Source organism: Marinobacter profundi, from assembly GCF_002744715.1.
In the GTDB taxonomy this organism is placed as follows: Bacteria; Pseudomonadota; Gammaproteobacteria; order Pseudomonadales; family Oleiphilaceae; genus Marinobacter; species Marinobacter profundi.
Genome location: NZ_KZ319367.1, coordinates 115,107 through 137,256 on the forward strand (window position 1 = coordinate 115,107; position 22,150 = coordinate 137,256).

The 22,150-nt window shown below is 61.0% G+C and carries 20 protein-coding genes and 3 tRNA genes; 14 read left to right on the top strand and 9 right to left on the bottom strand.

Annotated features, from left to right (window positions below):
- The first annotated feature begins 216 nt into the window (after nucleotides 1-216).
- Together CLH61_RS00490 and CLH61_RS00495 are read left to right on the top strand one after the other, a co-directional pair.
- Nucleotides 217-699, top strand: coding sequence for a YajQ family cyclic di-GMP-binding protein (locus tag CLH61_RS00490; RefSeq protein ID WP_099613205.1), 483 nt, complete (start codon nucleotides 217-219; stop codon nucleotides 697-699).
- 78 nt (nucleotides 700-777) lie between these two features.
- A complete protein-coding gene (locus tag CLH61_RS00495) occupies nucleotides 778-2,118 on the top strand; it encodes an AmpG family muropeptide MFS transporter (RefSeq protein ID WP_211289041.1) in 1,341 nt (446 codons plus the stop codon).
- Here the strand turns inward: CLH61_RS00495 and CLH61_RS00500 are convergent.
- A complete protein-coding gene (locus tag CLH61_RS00500; protein ID WP_099612755.1) occupies nucleotides 2,075-2,407 on the bottom strand; it encodes an MGMT family protein in 333 nt (110 codons plus the stop codon). The two genes, CLH61_RS00495 and CLH61_RS00500, sit on opposite strands and share 44 nt — an antisense overlap.
- A 119-nt stretch (nucleotides 2,408-2,526) precedes the next feature.
- Nucleotides 2,527-3,288: an SDR family oxidoreductase gene (locus CLH61_RS00505; RefSeq protein ID WP_099612756.1), complete on the bottom strand. Its 762-nt coding sequence runs from the start codon at nucleotides 3,286-3,288 to the stop codon at nucleotides 2,527-2,529.
- A gap of 144 nt (nucleotides 3,289-3,432) precedes the next feature.
- On the opposite strand from CLH61_RS00505, the gene CLH61_RS00510 reads away from it, so the two are divergent.
- From CLH61_RS00510 to gspD, 6 genes are all read left to right on the top strand, one after another.
- On the top strand, nucleotides 3,433-3,981 hold the full coding sequence (locus CLH61_RS00510) for an FxsA family protein (RefSeq protein ID WP_099612757.1): 549 nt from the start codon (nucleotides 3,433-3,435) through the stop codon (nucleotides 3,979-3,981).
- Nucleotides 3,982-4,143: 162 nt separating this feature from the next.
- Nucleotides 4,144-4,431, top strand: coding sequence for a co-chaperone GroES (gene groES / locus CLH61_RS00515; protein ID WP_099612758.1), 288 nt, complete (start codon nucleotides 4,144-4,146; stop codon nucleotides 4,429-4,431).
- A gap of 59 nt (nucleotides 4,432-4,490) precedes the next feature.
- Nucleotides 4,491-6,140 carry a chaperonin GroEL gene (gene groL, locus CLH61_RS00520; RefSeq protein ID WP_099612759.1) on the top strand — a complete coding sequence of 550 codons (1,650 nt, stop codon included), beginning with the start codon at nucleotides 4,491-4,493 and terminating at the stop codon, nucleotides 6,138-6,140.
- A gap of 166 nt (nucleotides 6,141-6,306) precedes the next feature.
- A complete protein-coding gene (gene gspN / locus CLH61_RS00525) occupies nucleotides 6,307-7,101 on the top strand; it encodes a type II secretion system protein N (RefSeq protein ID WP_099612760.1) in 795 nt (264 codons plus the stop codon).
- Nucleotides 7,098-8,000: a type II secretion system protein N gene (locus CLH61_RS00530; protein WP_407657530.1), complete on the top strand. Its 903-nt coding sequence runs from the start codon at nucleotides 7,098-7,100 to the stop codon at nucleotides 7,998-8,000. The genes gspN and CLH61_RS00530 overlap by 4 nt, the downstream gene beginning before the upstream one ends.
- 119 nt (nucleotides 8,001-8,119) lie before the next feature.
- A complete protein-coding gene (gspD, locus tag CLH61_RS00535; protein ID WP_099612762.1) occupies nucleotides 8,120-10,081 on the top strand; it encodes a type II secretion system secretin GspD in 1,962 nt (653 codons plus the stop codon).
- A 54-nt stretch (nucleotides 10,082-10,135) separates the two neighbouring features.
- On the opposite strand, the gene CLH61_RS00540 is transcribed toward gspD, so the two are convergent.
- The 6 genes from CLH61_RS00540 to purE all read right to left on the bottom strand — a co-directional run bounded on the left by CLH61_RS00540 (nucleotide 10,136) and on the right by purE (nucleotide 17,468).
- Nucleotides 10,136-12,163: a M48 family metallopeptidase gene (locus tag CLH61_RS00540; protein WP_099612763.1), complete on the bottom strand. Its 2,028-nt coding sequence runs from the start codon at nucleotides 12,161-12,163 to the stop codon at nucleotides 10,136-10,138.
- 11 nt (nucleotides 12,164-12,174) lie between these two features.
- Nucleotides 12,175-12,765 carry a LemA family protein gene (locus CLH61_RS00545; protein WP_099612764.1) on the bottom strand — a complete coding sequence of 197 codons (591 nt, stop codon included), beginning with the start codon at nucleotides 12,763-12,765 and terminating at the stop codon, nucleotides 12,175-12,177.
- A 34-nt stretch (nucleotides 12,766-12,799) separates the two neighbouring features.
- Entirely contained in the window at nucleotides 12,800-14,857 is a 2,058-nt protein-coding gene (locus tag CLH61_RS00550; RefSeq protein ID WP_099612765.1) for a putative bifunctional diguanylate cyclase/phosphodiesterase, read from the bottom strand.
- A 274-nt stretch (nucleotides 14,858-15,131) separates the two neighbouring features.
- The gene (gene sodB / locus CLH61_RS00555; RefSeq protein WP_099612766.1) at nucleotides 15,132-15,710 is read right to left on the bottom strand and encodes a superoxide dismutase [Fe]; all 579 of its coding nucleotides are present in this window, start codon (nucleotides 15,708-15,710) and stop codon (nucleotides 15,132-15,134) included.
- A gap of 104 nt (nucleotides 15,711-15,814) precedes the next feature.
- Entirely contained in the window at nucleotides 15,815-16,930 is a 1,116-nt protein-coding gene (locus tag CLH61_RS00560) for a 5-(carboxyamino)imidazole ribonucleotide synthase (RefSeq protein WP_099612767.1), read from the bottom strand.
- A 46-nt stretch (nucleotides 16,931-16,976) separates the two neighbouring features.
- Nucleotides 16,977-17,468, bottom strand: a complete 492-nt coding sequence (gene purE, locus CLH61_RS00565; RefSeq protein WP_099612768.1) for a 5-(carboxyamino)imidazole ribonucleotide mutase — start codon at nucleotides 17,466-17,468, stop codon at nucleotides 16,977-16,979.
- 162 nt (nucleotides 17,469-17,630) lie between these two features.
- On the opposite strand from purE, the gene CLH61_RS00570 reads away from it, so the two are divergent.
- The 6 genes from CLH61_RS00570 to CLH61_RS00595 all read left to right on the top strand — a co-directional run bounded on the left by CLH61_RS00570 (nucleotide 17,631) and on the right by CLH61_RS00595 (nucleotide 20,470).
- Nucleotides 17,631-18,584, top strand: a complete 954-nt coding sequence (locus CLH61_RS00570; RefSeq protein WP_099612769.1) for a hypothetical protein — start codon at nucleotides 17,631-17,633, stop codon at nucleotides 18,582-18,584.
- 133 nt (nucleotides 18,585-18,717) lie between these two features.
- Nucleotides 18,718-19,575 (top strand): DUF2846 domain-containing protein, encoded by an 858-nt coding sequence (locus CLH61_RS00575; RefSeq protein ID WP_099612770.1) that lies wholly within the window; start codon nucleotides 18,718-18,720, stop codon nucleotides 19,573-19,575.
- Nucleotides 19,576-19,707: 132 nt separating this feature from the next.
- The gene (locus CLH61_RS00580) at nucleotides 19,708-19,998 is read left to right on the top strand and encodes a hypothetical protein (RefSeq protein WP_099612771.1); all 291 of its coding nucleotides are present in this window, start codon (nucleotides 19,708-19,710) and stop codon (nucleotides 19,996-19,998) included.
- A 162-nt stretch (nucleotides 19,999-20,160) separates the two neighbouring features.
- Nucleotides 20,161-20,236 (top strand) — tRNA-Val (locus CLH61_RS00585).
- 68 nt (nucleotides 20,237-20,304) lie between these two features.
- Nucleotides 20,305-20,381 (top strand) — tRNA-Asp (locus CLH61_RS00590).
- Nucleotides 20,382-20,394: 13 nt separating this feature from the next.
- Nucleotides 20,395-20,470 (top strand) — tRNA-Val (locus CLH61_RS00595).
- 138 nt (nucleotides 20,471-20,608) lie between these two features.
- On the opposite strand, the gene CLH61_RS00600 is transcribed toward CLH61_RS00595, so the two are convergent.
- Nucleotides 20,609-22,018 carry a 3-oxoacyl-ACP reductase gene (locus CLH61_RS00600; RefSeq protein WP_099612772.1) on the bottom strand — a complete coding sequence of 470 codons (1,410 nt, stop codon included), beginning with the start codon at nucleotides 22,016-22,018 and terminating at the stop codon, nucleotides 20,609-20,611.
- Between the last annotated feature and the right edge of the window lie 132 nt (nucleotides 22,019-22,150).

Genomic DNA, 22,150 nt, shown 5'->3' on the forward strand with positions numbered 1-22,150 from the left:
TACTCACCAGTCCATTGTCAGATGCGGTGCCGCGTCGGTCTTGGTATGCTTTGGCACCTTGAGTAACGCGCAGTGCATACTTGTCGCAACTGGCGTCAGAACCCCGAGTATAGGTATTCGCGGGCAGGCTACTGTGCGTTAATGAGCAAACATGCGGATTGATGAGTGGCCGGATCCCCCTGGTGTGACGGCCTCCGCATTTTCGGAGCCCTGGATATGCCCTCTTTTGACATTGTTTCTGAAATCGACATGCACGAAGTCACCAACGCGGTGGATCAGGCAAAGCGTGAGCTTGGCAACCGCTGGGACTTCAAGAATGTGGAAGCCGACATCGAGCTTGCCGACGGCACCATCACCATCAGCGCGGAACAGGAGTTCCAGCTGGAGCAGCTGATGGATATGCTGCGGATGACCTTTGCCAAGCGCAACATCGACAGTCGCGCACTGACCGAGGATGGCGAGAGCAAATCGGGCAAGCTGGTCAAACAGCACCTCAAGCTCAAACAGGGTATTGAAACGGATATGGCGAAGAAGATCGTCAAGATGATCAAGGACGCCAAAATGAAGGTGCAGGCCGCCATCCAGGGTGACAAGGTGCGGGTGACCGGCAAGAAGCGCGACGACCTGCAGGAGGCGATCGCGCTGCTGCGGGAGGCGGAGCTGGACCTGCCGCTGCAGTTCAACAATTTCCGCGACTGAGCCCGGAGCACGATCATTCAGTTACGTCCCAATCCCGGCCTGATCCGGGAATTCGTCTGGACCTACACCCGCTGGCAGGTGCTTGCACTGCTGTTTCTCGGCTTCTCGGCAGGCCTGCCGTTTCTGCTGGTGTTTTCCACGCTCAACGCCCGCCTGGCGGATGTCGGCGTGGAAACCGCCACCATCGGCTTTTTCAGCTGGCTTGGCATTACTTACTCCATCAAGGTGTTCTGGGCACCGGTGGTGGACCGGCTGAAGCTGCCACTGCTGGACCGCTTGCTGGGCAAGCGCCGCAGCTGGATGTTGCTGGCTCAGGCCGGCATCGCCAGCGGGCTGTACCTGATGGCCCATGTCGATGCCACCGCCGCCCCGCAAATGATGGCCTTGTGTGGCCTGCTGGTGGCCTTCTCGTCTGCGACCCAGGATGTGGCCATCGACGCCTATCGCATTGAAATTGCCGAGGAGCGATTGCAGGCGGCACTGGCGGCCACTTACATCTTCGGATACCGGCTGGCGCTGCTGGTGGCGGGGGCTGGGGCACTTTACCTGGCCGAGTTCTGGTCCTGGCAGGTGTCCTACGAAATCATGGCGCTGCTGGTCGGGGTCGGGGTGGTTACCGTGCTGCTGGTGAAAGAACCCCGGGTCAATCACTTCGCTGCAGCTGCAGACATTGCCCGGGCGGTGGAGCAGGAGGCCGCCAAACGCACCCATCTGCCGCCGCGACTGGCAAAGCTGACCGGCTGGTTCTACGCCGCCGTTGCCGGCCCGTTTCTGGATTTCTTCAAGCGTTACAAGGAACTCTCGGTCGCCATCCTGGTGCTGGTGGCGGTCTACCGGATTGCCGATATCTCCATGGGCGTGATGGCCAATCCCTTCTACCTGGATTTCATGGGCTTCTCCAAGACCCAGGTGGCGGATGTCACCAAAATCTTCGGGTTCTTCATGACCATTGCCGGCTCAGTGCTTGGCGGGGTACTGGTGATGCGCCACGGAGTCCGGCGGATTCTGCTGCTGGGTGCCGTCATGACCGCGGCCACCAACCTGCTGTTTGTGTTGATCGCCCAGCAGCCGCCCGACATCGTTACCCTGGCAGTAGTGGTCAGTGCCGACAACCTGAGCGGGGGCGTTGCCAACGTGGCGTTGATTGCCTGGCTGTCCAGCATGACCAGTGCGTCCTTTACCGCGACCCAGTATGCGTTGTTCAGCTCTTTGATGACGCTGCCGGGCAAGTTCATCGGCGGCTTTTCAGGGGTGGTGGTGGCGGGATTCGGCTATGCCGAGTTTTTTGTGGTGTCGGCGATCATGGGCGTGCCGGCCATTTTGCTGGCGCTTTACCTGCTGAAGCATGGCAGCCGGCTGGATAGCCTGGCGCCGGTCAAGGCGTCCAGCGATAACGGCTCATCGATACCCGACCATTGACCACCTCAACCCCATCCTGGCGCAGCAGGTCCACCTGGCGCTCGTAGGCCGGGGAGTCGGGCGGGAAGGCAATCTGTCCGGTACTGCGCAGTACCCGGAACCAGGGCACCGAATGCCCCGCGGGAAGCTTGCCGAGCGCGCGCCCGACAAACCGCGCCTGTCGCCCGAGGCCTGCCATGGCGGCTACCTGGCCGTAACTGGCAACCATGCCGGCCGGTATGGCCAGCACCACCTGCCAGATCTTCTGTTCCCGGGTGGGTTCGGTGGCTGTGTCCCGGTCTGGTTGCATGGTGGGCTCCTGCTAACTGGGTAGCCGGAGCAGGGGGCAAGCGCCGTTGCTCCGGCTGACTGTCTACTCCGGTGACGATCATCCCGGCACGGAAAGCACCGCGCCGGGACGGCGACAGGTCAGATACGCAGGGCGCCGTCGACCTCGATCATCCGGCCGGACAGGTAATCATTCTCGAAGATAAACGCCGCGGCGTGGGCAATCTCCTGGGGCTTGCCCATCCGCTTGAGGGGAATGCCCGCGGTCATTTTTTCGAGGGCCTCCGGCTTCATGGACGCAGTCATTTCGGTCTCGATAAAGCCCGGGGCAATGCCGGCACAGCGGATGCCGTAGCGGGCAAGCTCCTTGGCCCAGACCGGCACCAGCGCGGAAACCCCGGCCTTGGCGGCAGAGTAGTTGCTCTGGCCCATGTTGCCGGCGCGGGAGATGGAAGCGATGTTGATGATCGCGCCCTGGTCGCCGTTACGGATCATCTGGGTCGCCGCCTCGCGACCACACAGGAAAACGCCGGTAAGGTTGACGTCGATTACTGCCTGCCACTGGGCCAGTTCCATGCGGCCGGTGATCTCGCCGTCTTTCGATTTAACCATCAGGCCGTCACGGAGGATGCCGGCGTTGTTGACCAGGCCGTTCAGCTGGCCGAAGTCCGCCACAATTGCCGCGAAGGTTTTCTCTACGTCTTCTTCTTTTGCCACGTTGCACACGTACGCCCTGGCATCGCCACCCGCCTGCTTGCAGGCTGCTGCGGCTTCCTCAAGTTTCTCCGGCATCAGGTCAATCAGTGCCAGCTTCGCGCCTTTTGCAGCGAGGTACTCAGCCATGGCACGGCCGAGACCCTGGCCGCCACCGGTAATTGCAATCACGGAATCTTGAAGTTTCATGTTTTGCCCTAAAGTTAGGTATCAGGTGTTTTACAGTTTCAGCTGCGGTTATTGTGTGCCCGATTGGCTGTCAGCCTTGTTGTTGTCTGATCGGCGGCCAGTATACCAGACCGCGTCAATCCCACATCGGAAAGTAGGTTCCGGATGTCCGTATTCCTGTTGCTTTTCATCATACTGCCGATCGTCGAGATGACGATCCTGATCAAGGTTGGCACCGTCATCGGCGCCCTCAATACCGTCGGGCTGGTCCTGCTGACGGCTGTGGTTGGCGCCTGGCTGCTGCGCCAGCAGGGTCTGGCGACCCTGTTGCGGGCCAATCAGCGCCTCAACAGTGGCGAACTGCCGGCGCAGGAAGTTGCCGAGGGCCTGATTCTTGCCATAGGCGGCGCGTTGTTGCTGACCCCCGGATTTGTTACCGACACCATCGGCCTGCTTTGCCTGGTGCCGGGCACCCGTCACTGGCTGGCCGGTCAGGCACTCAAGCGCATGGTGGTCAGCGGCCAGGCCCGCAGTTTCCACTTTACCGCGGGAGGGCGGGATCCTTTTGGGGGCAAAGGGCCCTTCGGTCCGCAGAGCCCGTTTGACCGCCATGGCCCGTTCAATCACGACCCGTTCGGGCGCGATGATGACGTCATTGAAGGCGAGTACCGGGACGAGACCGATCGGGGTAACGATCGCATCGAAAAAAAGTGAAAAAATTTTGGTCCGGGGCGTTGAAAACCCCTGTACCACCCCCACATACATCACACAAGTTTGTCGCGGGCTGATAACCGCTTGAAAACAGATGGTTAAAGGCCCCGGCTTTTATCGCAACCATCATTGCCAAACCTAACGTGACTATTGGAGAACCGAGCAATGAAAATTCGTCCGCTACACGATCGTGTTGTAGTACGCCGTAAGGAAGAAGAAGAGAAGACTGCGGGTGGCATCGTGCTGCCGGGTAACGCCAAGGAAAAGCCGTCCCAGGGCGAAGTAATCGCCGTGGGCAATGGCCGGATTCTCGACAACGGTGAAACCCGTGCGCTGGCGGTCAAGGTAGGTGACACCGTGGTTTTCGGCCAGTATGCCGGCAACACCGTTAAAGTCGACGGTGAAGACCTGCTCATCATGAGCGAGAGCGACATCTACGGCGTGCTTGAGTGATATCACGGCACGTTTGAGTAACGAATCCAATTGGGTTTAACGAACAGGAATAGACAGTTATGGCAGCAAAAGACGTTAAATTCGGTGATAGCGCCCGCAAGCGCATGGTCGCAGGTGTCAACATCCTCGCGGACGCAGTCAAGGTAACCCTCGGCCCGAAAGGCCGTAACGTAGTGCTGGACAAGTCCTTCGGCGCTCCGACCGTCACCAAGGACGGCGTATCCGTCGCCAAGGAAATCGAGCTGAAAGACAAGTTCGAGAACATGGGCGCCCAGATGGTCAAGGAAGTTGCTTCCCAGACCAACGACAAGGCCGGTGACGGTACTACCACCGCGACCGTTCTGGCCCAGGCTATCGTTAACGAAGGTATCAAGGCCGTTACTGCCGGCATGAACCCGATGGACCTGAAGCGCGGCATCGACAAGGCGACTGCCGCTGCCGTCGAGGCCATCCGTGACATGTCCAAGCCCTGTGATGACAGCCGCAACATCGCCCAGGTTGGCACCATCTCTGCCAACGGCGACGAGACCATTGGCAAGATCATCGCCGACGCCATGGAGCGTGTAGGCAAAGAAGGCGTCATCACGGTTGAAGAAGGCCGTGGCCTGGAAGACGAGCTGGACGTGGTTGAAGGTATGCAGTTCGATCGCGGCTACCTGTCTCCATACTTCATCAACAACCAGGACAACATGGCGGCCGAGCTGGATGACCCGTACATGCTGCTGGTCGACAAGAAGATCTCCAACATCCGCGAACTGCTGCCGGTGCTGGAATCTGTCGCCAAGGCTGGCAAGCCGCTGATGATCATCGCCGAAGACATCGAAGGCGAAGCGCTGGCTACCCTGGTGGTGAACAACATGCGCGGTATCGTGAAGGTGGCTGCTGTGAAGGCGCCTGGCTTCGGTGACCGTCGCAAGGAAATGCTGCAGGACATCGCCATCCTGACCGGTGGTACCGTGATCTCCGAGGAAGTCGGCCTGACCCTCGAGAACACCACCCTGGATGACCTGGGCACTGCCAAGCGCATCAATATCACCAAGGAAAACACCACCATCATTGATGGTGCCGGTGCCCAGGCTGATATCGAAGCCCGCGTTGAGCAGATCCGCAAGCAGATCGAGGACAGCTCTTCCGATTACGATCGCGAGAAGCTGCAGGAGCGTGTTGCCAAGCTGGCTGGCGGTGTTGCCGTCATCAAGGTAGGCGCTGGCTCTGAAGTGGAAATGAAAGAGAAGAAGGCCCGCGTTGAAGACGCCCTGCACTCTACCCGCGCTGCGGTTGAAGAGGGTATCGTGGCCGGTGGTGGTGTAACCCTGATCCGCGCCCTGGCTGCGCTGGACAAGGTTGATGCCATCAACGAAGAGCAGAAGGCTGGCGTTAACATCCTGCGTCGCGCCATGGAAGCTCCGCTGCGTCAGATCGTGACCAACGCTGGTGGTGAAGCCTCCGTTGTGGTTGCCAAGATCCGCGAAGGCGAAGGCTCCTTCGGTTACAACGCGGCCACCGAGGCTTACGGCGACATGCTCGAGATGGGCATCCTCGACCCGGCCAAGGTAACCCGTTCTGCGCTCCAGGCAGCAGCTTCCGTTGCGTCCCTGATCATCACCACCGAAGCGATGGTGACCGATCTGCCGGACGACGAGAAAGCGGGCGGCATGCCTGACATGGGCGGAATGGGCGGAATGGGAGGCATGGGCGGCATGATGTAATGCCCCCGGCACCTTCCCGTATCCCGTTCAGGGATATGGCCTGAAATGCCTGAAAAACCCCGCGCCGGTTCACACTGGTGCGGGGTTTTTTTATGTCTATGTCATGAACTTGCCCAACGCCTTTGTTAGACTCGGCTACCATCCCGACAATGTTCCGTAGCCTTCTATGACAGACGCCCCGACAAAGCGATTTCTCCGGCCCGGCAAACTGGCCTTGCTGATCCTTCTGGGCGTGCTGGTCTACTTCTGTGCTCTTGTGGTGCTGATACCTGCCGGTTGGGTCTGGCAACAGGCGTCGTCCCGCGTGGTACTGCCGCCCCAGATCCAGATTCACCAGGTTTCCGGTAAGGTCTGGGCGGGTGCTGCGGTGGCCAGTGTTCAGGGGATTCCGGTTCAGCTGGACTGGCGTCTGGGACTGCCATCGTTGTCGGGCCTGACCCTGCCCGTCGGGTTTGATGCCCGCACCGCACAATCGTCGCTGCAGGGTAATCTGGAGGTCGCCTGGCCGGCGTCTGCCAGGCTGAACGCCCGTGGCAGTGTTCATGTTCCTGAATTTGAAACCTTGATCCGGCAAAGTGGCGGCGCCATGCTCGAAGGGGATATTGCCATTGACCGGCTGCAACTGGAGCTGACCGACCGGAAAATCCGGCAGGCGTCCGGTTACGGCCGCTGGCCAGGTGGTATGGTGACCTGGCCGATGGGAGCACAGACCGGTTCGGCCCGCTTCCCTCCCATGGAGGCTACCCTGGATTCCGCCGCCAACGGGGTTGCGCTGACGGTCATGGAGCAGGGAGGCGGGGGGCCTGCTGCGGTCGCCAACATTCTGGCGAATGGCATGCTGGAATTGCGGGTGTTCAAGCGGATGGTGGATCTCGCGGGCCAGCCCTGGTCGGGGGCCGCAAGCCCGGATGATGTCATCTTCAGTGTCCGGCAGCCCTTGCTGCCGGGAGGCAGGTTGTGATGGCGAAAGTGCAGTCGAGAGTGCGGTCGAGAGTGCAGTCGAGAGTGCCATCGAAAGTGCCGTCGGTCACGTTGGCCCGTGCATCGCGCTGGTTGGCCAACTTCCTGCTGGCGGGATTGGTGGTCTACCTGGCCGTCGTGCTGGCCCGGGTAAGCTGGCTTGTGGCCTGGCAGGACCGGCCATTGGCAACGGTGACCTCACAACCGGCTGGCGCCTCGGGTGCGCGTCTCGCGGGGCAGTCGCTGGCGGCTTACGAACTGTTCGGGCGGCCACAGGGGCAGGCCCGGGTAGCGGATGTGGTTCGCGAGGCGGCACCGAAAACCCGCCTGAAGTTACGGCTGGAGGGAGTGCTGCTGGCGGAGCGTCCGGAGGAGTCCGGTGCTATAGTTGCAGGATCGGATGGCGAAACGGCGCACTATCGGGTGGGCGACATGTTGCCCGGCAATGCCGAGCTTGCCGAGGTCGAACCCAGCCAGATCCTGATTCGCCGCAACGGCAAGTATGAGACCCTCACCTTCGAGGAGTCGGTTGCCACCGGAATGGTCGAGGAAGCACCGGTTGAGCAGGCTCGTGACAACAGTCCGGACGCGTTCCTGGCGGATGCCCGGGAGCGGCTGGACAGCCAGGGTGCCCAGGCACTCGCCACCTACGGCCTGAAGCCGGCAGAAGAAGGTGGGTCCTCCGGCTATGTGTATGATGGTTCGAATGCCTTGCTGAATGCGGTTAACCTCAAGTCGGGGGATGTCATTACCGCGGTCAATGGTCAGCCGCTGGGGGACCTGCAGCAAGACATGATGTTGCTAGAGAGCTGGCGTAATGAAGCCCAGCTGATGATCGAGATCCAGCGTGACGGCGCCACCATGACCGTCACTTACGCCATTCCTGAACAGTGGCGTTGAGGTTATAAGCAGAGTACGTCGCCAGGGTTCAGGAAGGGTGGCGGGAACAATTAAAACACCAGGCTGTGGCCGCCGCTGACGGCAGTTGCAGGTTCATCGATACAGGACGAAATCGTTAGATGCTTAATCACAAAACTTCCTTGTTCCGGGCCCTTGCGCTGGTCCTGCTGTTGCCTCTGCTGTCCGTGGCTTACGGTCAGGAAGGCACCTGGCGGCTTAATCTGAAGGACGCGGATATCCGGGCCTTTGTGACCCAGGTTGCCGACATCACCGGATACAGTTTTGTGGTGGACCCGCGGGTTAAAGGCAAGGTGACGGTGCTGTCCAGTGCTCCTATGAACAAGGATGAAATCTACGATCTGTTCCTTGCGGTGTTGCAGGTCCATGGCTTTACCGCAATCCCGGGCGAGGAAGTCATCAAGGTGGTGCAGCAGGTGGATGCCAAGCAATCCGCCGAGTCCCTCGATCGTTTTCCGTCGGTGCCCTCCGAACAACTGATAACCCGGGTTATCCAGGTCAACAACGCCAATGCTTTGGAGCTGGTGCCCATCCTCCGCCCGCTGGTGGCGAAGTACGGTCACCTGGCCGGCGTCGCTGCGGCCAACGCGCTGATTGTCAGCGACCATGCCGCCAACATCCGCCGCATCGAAGATATCGTGCGGGAGCTGGACAGTCCGTCCAAGTACGAAGTAGAAGTTATCCAGCTCCGCGAGGCCTGGGTCGGGGATATGGTCAAGCTGTTGCAGGAACTGGCACCGGATGAAATCGGCAAGCCGGGCGGAGCCGACGTTGCCCGCAAGTACAGCGTCACCGCCGACGAGCGCAGCAACCGGTTGATCCTGCGGGGTGACCAGACCTTCCGCGACAAGATGCGCGGCCTGATCCGCAAACTGGATCAGCCCTCCGCAACCGGTGGTACCACCAAGGTAATCCGCCTCAAGCACGCCGATGCCAAGACGCTGACCGAGATTCTCAAAGGGGTGATGGGTGAGCTGGCCAAGGAGGCCCCGGGTGCGGGGGGTACCGCCCAGGGGGCGAGCTCCGCCACCCGCCAGACCGCCTTCTCGATTTTTGCCGACGAAGGCCTGAACGCCCTGGTCATTCGTGGCGAGCCTTCCATGATGCAGGAAGCCGAGCTGATCGTCAGTCAGCTGGATGTGCGCCGGGCCCAGGTGCTGATCGAGGCCGCGATTGTCGAGATCAGTGACGAGCTGGGTGAAGACCTGGGTATCCAGCTCGCTGTCGGTGACGAATCCGGTGGATCCACCCCGGTAGCCGGGACCAACTTTACCAACGTGGGCCGCAGCCTCGGAGAAGTGCTCTCGGCGCTGCTGACTGACTCACTGATTACCCCGGCCGCCGGCGGTATCACCGTGGGCGCCGGTGAGCGTGACAAGAATGGCGTGTCCTGGGGGGTGCTGCTGCAGGCGCTGTCCACCTCCGCGGCGGCTAACCTGTTGTCCACGCCGAGCATTATTACCCTGGATAACCAGGAGTCCGAGATCATCGTCGGCCAGAACGTGCCGTTCCGTACCGGCCAGTCAACCACCACGGGCGACGGCCTGAGCAACCCGTTCACCACCATCGAGCGCCGGGATATCGGTCTGACCCTCAAGGTTACCCCGACCATCAGCGAAGACGGCCTGGTCCGGCTGGTGGTGGAGCAGACCACCGAGGATGTGGCGGAGAGCATCGAAAACGCCTCCGACATCGTCACCAACAAGCGCGAAATCAAGACCACGGTGCTGGCGGACGACGGCGAGACGATTGTGCTTGGTGGCCTGATCAAGGACGACTACCAGGTCAGCAAGAGCAAGGTGCCGCTGCTGGGGGATATCCCGGTGCTGGGCCGCCTGTTCTCGTCTGAATCCGAACGGCGGGTGAAGCGCAACCTGCTGGTGTTCCTGCGTCCCACCATCATGCTGGACAAGGTGGATGCTGTTGCGGCCACCGAAGACAAGTACAACAGCTTGTGGGAAGTGGACCTGGGCATCCGTGAAAAGCTCGGCATGCCGCAGCCGGAGGAGCGTCCGGCGATCGATACCCTGTTCAGTCCGGGGTCATCCGGTCGCATGAAGTAACGGGGAGCGCGGGGCTGTCATCCCCGCCGTGACCAGTCCTTGCAGCGCCGCCGTTCAGGCGGCGCTGTGCATTGGGGGCATAGGACAGTCGAGTTGGTCTGCCACCAGCCGCATCAGCTCGTATTCCCTGACTTCCACCTTGCCGTCATGCAGCACGCAATGGCCGCAGGCATCAATCACGGCCGGTTTCAGCAGTGGCGACAACGCCCGCAGGTCTGCAAGGGCCCGCTGCAGCTGTGGCAGGGTAACTTTCCGGGGCATCTGCAGGGGATGGTTCCCGCTGGCAAAGCCTGCCATCGCCTCGCCGAACAGAGTATCGGCGACTTCCGGCGAGTTACTGCCAGCCCGGGCCATCAGACTGAACAGCAGTTCCAGCGCCGGCATGACTGGCCGGTAGCTCTGGTGCCGGACCGCCGGGGCCCGCGGTGCATCGAGTGCGAGATGTTGCTGGAGAAAGCTGATCACCGCCAGTTCGAACAGGCTCATCCGCTGGTCGGCCCGGGCAAGGCGCTGGACCTGGGCCAGCAGTTGGCTGCTTTCTTCCGGGTCGAGTTTGCGCAAGGCTGGCATGGCCAGTTCCAGCGCTGGCAGCCTTACTGCAGGGCCCAGTTGATTCAATGCCGGGATCAGTTTGTCGAGCAGGTCCCGTCTGGGGGCCAGCAACGGGTGCTCCGCCATGGTCCACAACCGACTGTCCTGCTCCGCAGGGGCGAGTTCGTGAATCAGCAGGGCGTAGCACAACTGTACGGCGCCGGCACGGGTGTAGAGCAGGTCGCGGAAGGTGGCGGGTAGCCTCGCCAACAGGTTGGCCGCAAAAGCCTCGCTCTGGCCGTTAACGGTACCGACCGTGGTGGAGAAGGGCACGGCCGCGGATGTGATCGCCGGCTCCGGTGTGGCGGCGATGGGAGAGGTGTGTTTGCGGGCCGGGCGGGCCACCGGTGCGGTGAACTCCGCGACCAGGTCTTTGACGCGGGCGGCATCGCTACCCTTTACACCGGCTTTCGCACCATTGCCGACCCTGCCGCCATTGCCAGCGCCGCGCAGGTCCGCTGCCGGGGTGGTGTCCCGCAACCGGCTGCGCAGGCGGGCACCAAGGCCGGGCTGGATCCGGTTGATGCGCTCCTCGATGGGCGGATGGGAGGCCAGCAGGCTGCTGAACTTCATCCGCGCGCTTTCCCCGAAACACATGTGGTTCATGTCGCTGGCATGGCTGGTTGTGTCCAGGTAACCACCCTTCAGGCCAATCTTGAACAGTGCGCTGCCGATGCCCTCCGGGTTGCGGGTGAACTGCACCGAGGAGGCATCCGCCAGCACTTCCCGCTGGCGGGATACCGCCGCCTGGATCAGCCGCCCGAAAAACACACCGACGTAACCGATCACCAGCAGTGCCAGGCCGATGAGAATGAGCGCACCCTGATTGCGATTATTGCGGGAGGAGCGGGATGAGTGGGCCGAACTATGCAGCAGGAAGCTGCCGATCTGGCCAATCATCAGGATGCCCGCCAGCAAGGCAATCAGCCGGACATTCAGCCGCATGTCGCCGTTGAGGATGTGGCTGAACTCGTGTCCGACCACTCCCTGCAACTCGTCCCGGGTCAGCTGGGTGATGGCCCCATGGGTAACCACCATCACCGCCTCGCCCGGTGTGTAGCCGGCCACAAACGCATTAATGCCGGTTTCCCTGTCCATGATGTACAGATCCGGGACCGGAACACCGCTGGCAATGGCCATTTCCTCGACAATATTGCGCAATTTGCGCTCGTCCCGATCGGTGGTGGCGGGATCGACGGCACGGGCGCCCACCATCCGGGCGACCCGCGAGCCGCCACCGGCCAGGTCAATCCAGCGGACCAGTGACCCGATGCCGATCAGCAGCACGACAGCGACTGCGGTGATCAGGCCATGGCTGCTCAGTAGCCAGTCAGGAAAGGACAGGTGGCTGGATTCGCTGCGGGTTACCAGGTAACCCACAAGACAGACCGACAGCGTGATCAGTACAACCGCGCTGGCAAACAACAACACCAGCCACAGGGTGTTGCGGCGGGCATTGGCCTGGTGCTGGAAGAATCCCGGATGGGCCATGAATCAGCCCCTCAGAAGGCGACTTTCGGCGCCCGGCGGGCCTCCGGGGATTCCAGTTCCAGCTGTGCGGTCGGCTTGAAGGCGAACATGCCCGCGATGATATTGTTGGGGAACTGCTCGCGATAGGTGTTGTAGGTCATCACGCCATCGTTGTACGCCTGGCGGGCGAAGGCTACGCGGTTCTCGGTGCTGGAAAGTTCTTCCATCAGTTGCTGGATGGTCTCGTTGGCCTTCAGTTCCGGGTAATTCTCGGCGACCGCATAGAAGTTGGCGAGGGCCTTGGTCAGCAGGCTTTCTGCACCGCCCAGGCGCTGCATCTTGCCGGCTTCCCCCGGGTCCCGTGCGGCGTCCTTCTGGGCGCTGACGGCATTGTTACGGGCCTCCATCACCTCAGTAAGGGTGGAGCGCTCGTGCTGGAGGTAGGCCTTGGCCGCCTCCACCAGGTTCGGAATCAGGTCGTGGCGGCGTTGCAGTTGCACATCAATCTGGGCGAAACCGTTCTTGAACTGGTTGCGCAGCGACACCAGCCGGTTGTAGATCATCACCACAAAAATCACAAAAACGGCGATGACGCCAAGGCCAATCAGGGTAGTGGTTCCCATGTCTGCTCCTTGCAGGTTTTTAGAGGGGGAAATGTCAGGCGTTATTTTCGACTATTTGGGCATTAAAGCCAGCGACAAAAGCCGCAAATTCATCGGCTGGGACCGGCCTGCTGAAGTAATAGCCCTGGCCCAGGGCACAGCCCCGCTGGCGCAGGTAGGCTTCCTGTTCTGCGGATTCGACACCTTCGGCGATCACCGTCATGCTGAGGCTGCGGCCGAGATCAATGATGGTGTTGGCGATCCGGGTGTCATCATCGTTGACCAGCAGGTCCTGAACGAACTGTTTGTCGATCTTCAGGTGCTGCACTGGCATCCGTTTGAGATAGGTCAGCGATGAATAGCCGGTCCCAAAGTCGTCCACCGCCAGGCTGATGCCCGCATCGTGCAGGCGATGCAGTTTGCCCACCGCATCTTCCAGGTTGGACATGAAGCTGGTTTCGGTGACTTCCAGCTCCAGCCGACCTGGCGAGAGATTGTGGCGGGCCAGGGTTTCAAGAATGTCGTCCACGATAGTGTCCTGGCGCAACTGCACCGCCGACAGGTTGACCGCCATGCGGATGTCCAGCCCTGCCGATGCCCAGCAGGCGGCCTGCCAGCACGCCTGGTCGAGCACCCATTGGCCAATGGCCACAATGCTGCCATTGAGTTCGGCCAGTGGAATGAACTGGTCTGGGGGAATCAGGCCCCGTTTCGGGTGGTGCCAGCGCAGCAGTGCTTCCGCGCCGATGGTCTGCCGGGTCTCCAGGTTGACCTGGGGCTGATAGACAAGGTGAAGCTGGTTCCTCGCCAGCGCCTCGTTGAGATCCTTCTCCAGTTGCTTGCGCTCGCGAATCTCGCGATCGACGCTGGCCACGTAAAACTGGAAATGGTTGCGGCCGGAAGATTTGGCCAGCGCCATGGTCTGCTCGGCGTTCTGCAGCAACGGGTCGGGCTCACTGGCGTCGGCGGGGAACAACGAGATTCCGGTGGTGGCGGTGATGGTCAGGGTGGCTTTGCCTACGGGCATGGGCTCCCCGACACATACCTGCAGGTTCTCCGCGGTGGCCACCGCCTGGAAACTGTCGCGCAGGCGCTTCTGGACCACCACAAACTGGTCTCCGCCAAGGCGGGCCAGCGTAAAGCGGGCCTCGTTGAAGCGGCCGGCCAGGCGTTCGGCAACGGTCTGCAAGATCCGGTCGCCGGTGTGGAAGCCATACAGCTCGTTGATGCTTTTGAAATCGTCCAGCCCCAGGCAGAAGATGGCGAGCAGGGTGTCGCCTTCCCGGGCTTCGGCAATATCGGCAGCCAGCAAGCTGAGAAAGGTTTCCCGGCTAGGTAACCCGGTCAGCTGATCGTAGCGGGACAGGCGACTGACCTGATCCTCTGCCTCCCGGTGGCGTTGCTGACTATCGGTGATGGCCACCAGCAGGTTATTGGTAGTGTCCACCCACAGCCCGAGCTCGTCGTTTTCGTGGCCGGTGGGTTTGTCAATCAGGCGTTCATCAGGGCGTGCCGGGTCGACCTGTTTGAGGGACTGGACGATTCGCCAGAGCGGGCGGGTGAGCAACAGGTGAAAGACCACAAACAGGGCCAGACCGATGATCAGCGCAGTGGCGATGCCGGAACCCAGGTTGACCAGGGCACGCTCCAGCCAGCTGGCGGCGACGGGGCCGGTGTCGTAGTGGATATCAAGAAAACCGTACTGGGTGTCCGGTTCGCTGGGGCGGGTCAGTGCCACGCGGTAGCGGCGTTCCCGTTCGAAAATCGGATCGGTGAGGGGGCGGAACAGGCTTTCCTGCAAGGGTCGGGTGAGATAGGCAAGGGACTCGTCGTCCGGATGGGAGATCCGCGCCATGTGGACAGCATCCTGGGCGAACAGGCCATCGACGACCTGCTGGGCGAGATCACTGTCGATGCTGAACACGGCCTGGGTGGCTGCGTCGCGAACCAGTGACACCGTCTGTTCCGCGCGAAGATCAAAAGATTGCGCAACCCTTCGGGCATCGAGGGCAATCTGCGCAATGCTGAAAACCGTGCCTGACACCAGGGCAACAGCCAGCATCCACAGCAGTATGCGGTAACCAAGACGACGCTCAACCCGGAAACTAGTCATGTATACCTGGTGATTATCCGTTCTGCTTCATTCCATTGAGAGCGCTCCCGGTCGATCGCGGGAGCCTGCTGACGGTCCCCGGGGCGTGTCCTGATCTCAGTATGGTTCAGAATGTTATCGTGATACTACGGTTAATACCTATTTTTGCAAAAGTTTAGGATTGGTGACTGTTTCTGTTTGTAAATGGTTCGGATCGAAACGAAAAACGCCCGCAAATGCGGGCGTTTTTCCGGCGGGGGCGCGAGTACCCCGCCTTCTGGTTTCAGCTCTGGAATCAGGCCAGGTTTTCGTTTACGAAATCCCAGTTCACCAGGTTCCAGAAAGCCTCCAGGTAGTTCGGGCGGCTGTTGCGGTAGTCGATGTAGTAGGCGTGTTCCCACACGTCTACGGTCAGAACCGGCTTGTCAGCGCCAGTCAGCGGGGTTTCCGCGTTGCTGGTGTTGACGATGGCAACGCTGCCGTCAGCCTTCTTGACCAGCCAGGTCCAGCCAGAACCAAAGTTGTTGGCTGCCTTGTCGCTGAACTCCTTCTTGAACTCTTCGAAAGAGCCGAAGGCCTTTTCGATGGCTTCCTTGGCTGCGCCAGTGGGCTCGCCACCACCGTTCGGGCTCAGGCAGTGCCAGTAGAACGTGTGGTTCCAAACCTGGGCGGCGTTGTTGAACAGCGGGCCGCTGGAGCTCTTGATGATGTCTTCCAGAGACTTGCCGGCATTGTCGGTACCGTCAACCAGACCGTTCAGCTTGGTGACGTAGGTCTGGTGGTGCTTGCCGTAATGGTACTCGAGGGTCTCTTCGGAAATGTGCGGCTCAAGTGCGTTCTTTGCATAAGGCAGTGCGGGAAGTTCAAATGCCATGAGGTCGTTCTCCCTGGTTCTCTCGTTGTATGTGAAATTCACGGGGCCCGTGAATTTCCCGTTTTAAACGTCAATAGTCATACATTTGGGTTGGTTTTGCGATTTCAACCCCTGGTCAGTGAACAACTGAACTCCGGTGCGCCGGGCAGGAAGCTGGCGCAGTTGCGTACCCGCCAGACCAGCTCCTCGTAACTGTCCGCCAGAATGGTGACATGGCCGAGTTTGCGGCCCGGGCGTTCGCCCTTGTTGTACAGGTGTACGTGGGCGTAAGGCAACTCCAGGATGCGTTCGATATCACCGTGCTCGCCGATGATGTTGATCATGCAGCTGACGCCACGGGGGCTGACATTGCCCAGGGCGTGGCCACTCACCGCACGGATGTGGTTCTCGAACTGGCTGGTTCCAGCTCCTTCAATGGTCCAGTGCCCGGAGTTGTGAACCCGAGGTGCCATCTCGTTGGCGACCAGGCCGTCCGGAGTTTCGAACAGTTCCAGGGTCAGCACCCCTACATAATCCAGCTCGTTGAGCAGGGCGCGGATGTAGCGCTCGGCGTCGGCGGTGGTAGCGGCACTCAGCTTTGGTGCCGGCGCCACGGAATAGCGCAGGATGCCTTCGTGATGGGTGTTCTCGGTGATTGGATAGAAGGCCACGTCGCCATCGATGGAGCGCACCGCAATGATGGAAACCTCGCGGCTGAAGTTGACGAACTTCTCGACGATGAGGCGCTGGTGGCCGATGCTTTCCCAGGCTGCGGTGGCCTCTTCCGGGGCGCGCAGCACGGCCTGGCCCTTGCCGTCGTAACCCTCGGTGTTGGACTTGGCAACCACCGGGCAGCCGAGTTCCCGGGCCGCCTGCTGCAGCGATTCGGCGCTGTCGGCAATCCGCCACTCCGGTGTGGGAATGCCGAGCTGGCCAAACAGGGTCTTTTCCGATTCCCGGTTCTGGCAAACCTGCAGCGAACGGGGGGAGGGATAGACCGGTTTTACCCGGGCGATGGCTTCCGCCACGCTGACCGGGAGGTGCTCGAATTCATAGGTCACCCGGTCGACGCGGGACAGGAAGTCATCCAGGTATTCGCCTTCACGGTCGATGATCACTTCACCAAGGCCGGCACTGGGGCTGCCCGACATGTCATAGAATACGAAGGTCTTGGCCAGCGGGTAGCCGGCCAGCGCCAGCATACGTCCCAGTTGTCCTGCACCTAACACGCCAATTCTCATGGATGCTCTCCTCTTAGCTGCATGCCGCAGGGCTGCCCGCCGTTACTCAGGGATCTCTGGGGTCCGGGTTGTCCAGTACGGTCTGGGTCTGGTGGGCCCGGAATTCGTCAATGGCCTTGCGAACCGTGTCGTCGAAGGTGCCGACGATCTGCGCGGCCAGCAGGCCGGCATTGGTGGCGCCGGCGTTGCCAATGGCCAGGGTGCCCACGGCAATGCCACCGGGCATCTGGCAGATCGACAGCAGCGAGTCCAGGCCGTTGAGGGCCTTGGACTGCACCGGCACACCCAGTACCGGCAGGCTGGTCTGGGAAGCCACCATGCCCGGCAGGTGAGCGGCGCCCCCGGCTCCGGCAATGATGACTTTCAGACCGCGCTCAGCAGCCGTCTTGGCGTAGTCGAACAACAGATCCGGCGTGCGGTGGGCGGAAACCACGCGGGTTTCATAGGGAACGCCCAGTTTATCGAGCATGTTGGCAGCGTGTTCCATGGTCGGCCAGTCCGACTTGGAACCCATGATAAGACCTACGAGCGGCTGCATAAGCTACAGTCCTGAAGTGTGTCAAGAAAGCCGGCCATTGTATGTACTGCCCGTGAACCATGCAAATGGGAATGGTACGAGGCGACGGCAGGTTGGTCCGAAACACCCCGCAGGGTATTATCGGTTTTCATTACCTTTCCCGTCCATATACCTGAGGATGTTATGGAACCAATCCGTCCCGATGACGATGAACTGCGCGCCGGCACACGATCGACAACCGCTGCCGCAAAGAAGCCGGCCGACAAGCCTGTGACGGCGGATAAGCCGGTCGCTGACCGTGAATCTTCCGCCAGGGCCGGTCCGGAGCGACCGAAGCCGGCAGCCGGTGGTGGCCGCTCCGGGGGTGGTCATACCGGGTTACTGATCATCTTGTTGCTGGTCCTCGCCGCCGGAGGCGGCTGGATGTGGTTCCAGCAGGAGCAGCGGGTCGCGGCGCTGGAAGGCCAGCTGGAAGAGGCCGACTACTGGGCCCGCCAGAGCAAGCTGGCGCTGGCGCGGTTTGAGGGTGAGCTGACCGAGACCGGCGCAAGCCTGGAACAGACCGGTGCAACCATTGAGCAGCGCCTTGCCGACCAGCAGAAGCGCCAGGAAGCCGCGGATGGTGAGATCCGCAAACTCTGGGCCCTTGCCAATGAACGCAACCGCAAGCAGCTTGACGACCATGAAACCCGCCTTACCCAGCTGGCCGCTGGCCAGGAGGGGCAGGCCGGGGCGCTGGCAAAGCTGGAAACCTCGGTGACTGCCGGCCAGCAAGCCCTTGAGCAAAACCTCGCCGGGCTGGAGCAACGGCTGGGCGATCTCTCCGCTGAAAGTGCCGAAGCGGCGGAACAGCTGACCGTGTTGACGACCCGGTTCGACGAAGTGGACCAGGTGGTAGAACGCAGCCTGCAGCGGTTTCGTCAGGAGCAGAAGCTGGCGTTTGATGGTCTGGAGAGCCGGGTGACGGCGCTGGAGCGCTCCTCGGGCTCGGCCGCCGACAGCAGCCAGCTGAAGAAACTGGAAGGGCAGCTGGCGAACCTGCGCAAGACCGTCGAGTCCATTGATGCTTCCCGTGCCCAGCTGACCTCGCGGCTGGTGAGGCTGTCCGAGGAGGTGGATCAGCTGCGCGCCCGCTAGGTGCGAGGCACCGTGACGATTGCTTTCGGGGGTTGTGTAACGGTTTGTATCAATCCCTTGAGGTAGCTCTCAGTTCCGGCATCCGTCGGTTGTTAAGATGGTGCGACTCTCCCAGGAAGAAGAGCGCACAATAATGACAACTCGATACCTGATGCCGGTTCTGCTCGGCGCCCTGACGGTCTTCGGTTCCGGCTGCACCGTCTACCAGTCCATTGGCAAGAGCACCGGGGCCTTTCTCCATCCGGTGTCCGGCCCGGACTTTGTCCACATCCCGAACGACCAGTGGAGCCGCGACAACGCCCTGATCTATTTTTACCGTACCCACTCGGAGTGGGCGGCAGACGAGATCGAGGCCCCCAGCGTCTATATCGACGACCATCACTATTTCAACATCCGCAACGACAGCTACACCTGGCTCGAAGTGAGCCCTGGCGAACGCCACATCGCCATGCGACGGCCCTTGCTCGGGCTGGAGGGGCTCAATGGTTTCAGTCTGAGCCTGATCGCTGACGCCGTCCTGCTGGTCGAGCCGGGCAAGATCTACTACCTGCGCTACAACGAACTGACCGAGCCGGAACAGCCCCATCCGGAACTGGATCCGGAGCACCCCCTGGCGGCGGGTGACCTGCAGCTGGTGCCCAGGGATTACGCCATGCGGGCCGGCGAGATTGTGTCTACCCGCTTCCTCAACAGCGACCTGCTGGCACCCAATCATGCGGCCACCTCCATTGTGGAGATTACCGAAGATATCGACCATGAGCGGGCGCTGGCCCGGCTGGACGAGGAGCGCGAGCTGGAGATTGAGCGCCTGAAAGCGGAGGGTAAATACCGCGAGGCGCCCTGGTACTGGCCCTTTGGGGGCGGGCCAACGGTTCCCCTGGAGGCTGACCGCAAGATCCGCCAGCAGGAGATCCGTTATGCGATGCTGGAGCAGGAACGGGAGCGTCGTGCCGAAGCCGAAGGTGGTGGTAGTTGGTGGCGGATTTTCTGACTGCGGGCGCATTGGTCACAACGACACAAGGAGTGAACCATTTCACAATTGTCGTCGTCAGGGATGGCAACTAGACTGTTTTGGAATGGAGTGTGAAATGGAGTGCGGAATGGAATACAGGAGTTATCAGACATGCTGTTGAAAGATCTGTTGACGCAGAACGCAGGTCGCATATCGAAGGAGTGGGTTCCCGCTGCCATCAGGGCCGTGGAGCAGGGCAGAACCCGGCTGGAAGAGCGGCTGGACGCACTGAATTGTTCGCTGGCGGCGAAGGCCACGCCCGTCAGTCGCCGTTCACGGGTGACCGAGCTCACGTTGCAGGAAAAGGCGACGGTTGCGGGGCAACAAGGTGTGGCATTGAAGGCTGTGGAAGGAACCGGTGCAGACGTTAGCCGGGGTCAGGACGGACCAAGAACTGCTTGATTTTTCACCGATTGCAATAAATTAAAGAAAATTTCGGGAAAACGTTTGACACTGTCAGGCAAATGCTTAAAATGCGCGTCTCACTTGGTTGAGACATGAATCAGGACGAAGCGGCAACGCAGAATCAGGGTTCACAGAGTCTGCCAGGTAAGGCTGAAAGTTGGGTGGTTAGCTCAGCTGGGAGAGCATCGCCCTTACAAGGCGAGGGTCGGGGGTTCGATCCCCTCACCACCCACCAAATTTCAGCATCGCTGGATGCACTCCATCCAGTGACAGTCTGAAGGTCTCAGGGCCAGGGACTGATGCGGAGCGGTAGTTCAGTTGGTTAGAATACCGGCCTGTCACGCCGGGGGTCGCGGGTTCGAGTCCCGTCCGCTCCGCCAACTCTTTATTCCCGGGTGGTTAGCTCAGCTGGGAGAGCATCGCCCTTACAAGGCGAGGGTCGGGGGTTCGATCCCCTCACCACCCACCAGAATTCCGAAAAAAGGCAGGTCCACCGGACCTGCCTTTTTTTATGCCAAAATTTCAGGGGGTTGGGGTCAAACTTTAAGTTTGACCCCTGTGCATCTGCGAGCGGCGCTCCCGCCTCCTCTCACCGGACGCGCGTGTGTTACTTGCCAATCAGTGACTGGCCGCACACCCGCACGACGTTGCCGTTAACACCGGTCGAGCCCGGGTTGCAGTACCAGGCAATGGCTTCTGCCACGTCCACCGGCTGACCGCCTTGGGACAGGCTGTTCATCCGCCGGCCCGCCTCACGGATGGTCACCGGCATTGCGGCCGTCATCTGGGTTTCAATGAACCCGGGGGCCACGGCGTTGATGGTGATGCCGTTCTTCAGCTTGCGGGCCAGGGCTTCGACGTAGCCAATGACGCCACACTTGGCCGTCGAGTAGTTGGTCTGGCCGAAGTTCCCCGCAATACCACTGATCGACGACACGCAGACAATCCGGCCGTTGTCGCGGATCAGCTCCTGCTTCATCAGCTCTTCGTCAATCAGCTCTTCCGCCGTCAGGTTGACTGCAATCGCCATGTCCCAGAAATGTTCCGGCATGTTGCCCAGGGTTTTGTCGCGGGTGATGCCGGCGTTATGGATGATCAGATCAATGCCGCCAAAATGTTCCTTGACGAACTCCGCGATCATCGCCGGTGCCCGGGCGTCGGTAATGTCGCAGGCGAGGGCCTTGCCCTTGATGCGGTCCGTTACTCTCTGCAGGTCTTCCAGGGCTGCGGGAATATCCAGGCCGATCACCGTAGCGCCGTCACGGGCCAGGGTTTCGGCGATGGACTCTCCGATACCACGGGAGGCACCGGTAACCAGTGCAACCTTGCCGGTCAGCGGTGCGACCGGGTTGGTAGCTGCCAGTTCGCCCGTCACCTTGCCAATGCGGGCGACCTGGCCGGAGACATAAGCAGAGCGGGGAGACAGGAAGAACCGAACGCTGGAATCAAGGTGCTTTTCAGCGCCGGGGGCGATCCACAACAAGTTGGCGGTGGAACCCTTTTTGCCGATCTCCTTACCGACACTGCGGACAAAGCCTTCCAGTGCACGCTGTGCAGCCGCCTGTGCCGGTGATTTGCAGCCAGCGGGATCCAGTCCGATCACCAGGATTCGGCCGTTGCCTGCCAGCTTGCGGATGGTGGGGTGGTAAAAGTCGTAGAGTGCGCGCAGTTCGGCGGTGTCTTTCATGCCGGAGGCATCAAACACCAGCGCGCTGAACCGGGTGTTGATCTCTGTGGTCAGGTCCAGGGGGCGTGCCTTGTTACCGGCGCCGGAGGAGGCCTCCAGAGTGGCGACGCCGCTGGCATGGTGCAGGCTGGCGGCACTGGCGCCGAGTAAGCTCCCGAGCGCAGCAATCGCCTTGCCGTTGCCGGCCGCACCGACCAGAACGTCACCCTCGATAAAGGGTTGGTCCGCACGCTTCCAGCGTTTGAGTGGCACCGGAGCGGGCAGGCCCAGGGTCTGGGCGGCGGTTTTGCCAACCGGCGTGTTCACAAATTTGAGGTATAGATCGGACATTGCAGCTTCCTCTTCCTTCGCGCTCCGGGCGCATCTCATGTTTAAATCGGGTAACAGGTTAAGCCATCAACCGTTTTTTGGATTGACTGAACACCCCCGGGGGTTTGTCAGGCATGCCAATGAGCGTTACGG

Coding starts and splice junctions, on each gene's coding strand:
- groL (WP_099612759.1), top strand. CDS start 4,491: ATGGCAGCAAAAGACGTTAAATTCGGTGATAGCGCCCGCAAGCGCATG.
- CLH61_RS00510 (WP_099612757.1), top strand. CDS start 3,433: ATGTCCGTATTCCTGTTGCTTTTCATCATACTGCCGATCGTCGAGATG.
- CLH61_RS00575 (WP_099612770.1), top strand. CDS start 18,718: ATGACAACTCGATACCTGATGCCGGTTCTGCTCGGCGCCCTGACGGTC.
- gspD (WP_099612762.1), top strand. CDS start 8,120: ATGCTTAATCACAAAACTTCCTTGTTCCGGGCCCTTGCGCTGGTCCTG.
- CLH61_RS00580 (WP_099612771.1), top strand. CDS start 19,708: ATGCTGTTGAAAGATCTGTTGACGCAGAACGCAGGTCGCATATCGAAG.
- purE (WP_099612768.1), bottom strand. CDS start 17,468: ATGCAGCCGCTCGTAGGTCTTATCATGGGTTCCAAGTCGGACTGGCCG.
- gspN (WP_099612760.1), top strand. CDS start 6,307: ATGACAGACGCCCCGACAAAGCGATTTCTCCGGCCCGGCAAACTGGCC.
- sodB (WP_099612766.1), bottom strand. CDS start 15,710: ATGGCATTTGAACTTCCCGCACTGCCTTATGCAAAGAACGCACTTGAG.
- CLH61_RS00570 (WP_099612769.1), top strand. CDS start 17,631: ATGGAACCAATCCGTCCCGATGACGATGAACTGCGCGCCGGCACACGA.
- CLH61_RS00540 (WP_099612763.1), bottom strand. CDS start 12,163: ATGGCCCATCCGGGATTCTTCCAGCACCAGGCCAATGCCCGCCGCAAC.
- CLH61_RS00550 (WP_099612765.1), bottom strand. CDS start 14,857: ATGACTAGTTTCCGGGTTGAGCGTCGTCTTGGTTACCGCATACTGCTG.
- CLH61_RS00545 (WP_099612764.1), bottom strand. CDS start 12,765: ATGGGAACCACTACCCTGATTGGCCTTGGCGTCATCGCCGTTTTTGTG.
- CLH61_RS00560 (WP_099612767.1), bottom strand. CDS start 16,930: ATGAGAATTGGCGTGTTAGGTGCAGGACAACTGGGACGTATGCTGGCG.
- groES (WP_099612758.1), top strand. CDS start 4,144: ATGAAAATTCGTCCGCTACACGATCGTGTTGTAGTACGCCGTAAGGAA.
- CLH61_RS00500 (WP_099612755.1), bottom strand. CDS start 2,407: ATGCAACCAGACCGGGACACAGCCACCGAACCCACCCGGGAACAGAAG.
- CLH61_RS00490 (WP_099613205.1), top strand. CDS start 217: ATGCCCTCTTTTGACATTGTTTCTGAAATCGACATGCACGAAGTCACC.
- CLH61_RS00600 (WP_099612772.1), bottom strand. CDS start 22,018: ATGTCCGATCTATACCTCAAATTTGTGAACACGCCGGTTGGCAAAACC.
- CLH61_RS00505 (WP_099612756.1), bottom strand. CDS start 3,288: ATGAAACTTCAAGATTCCGTGATTGCAATTACCGGTGGCGGCCAGGGT.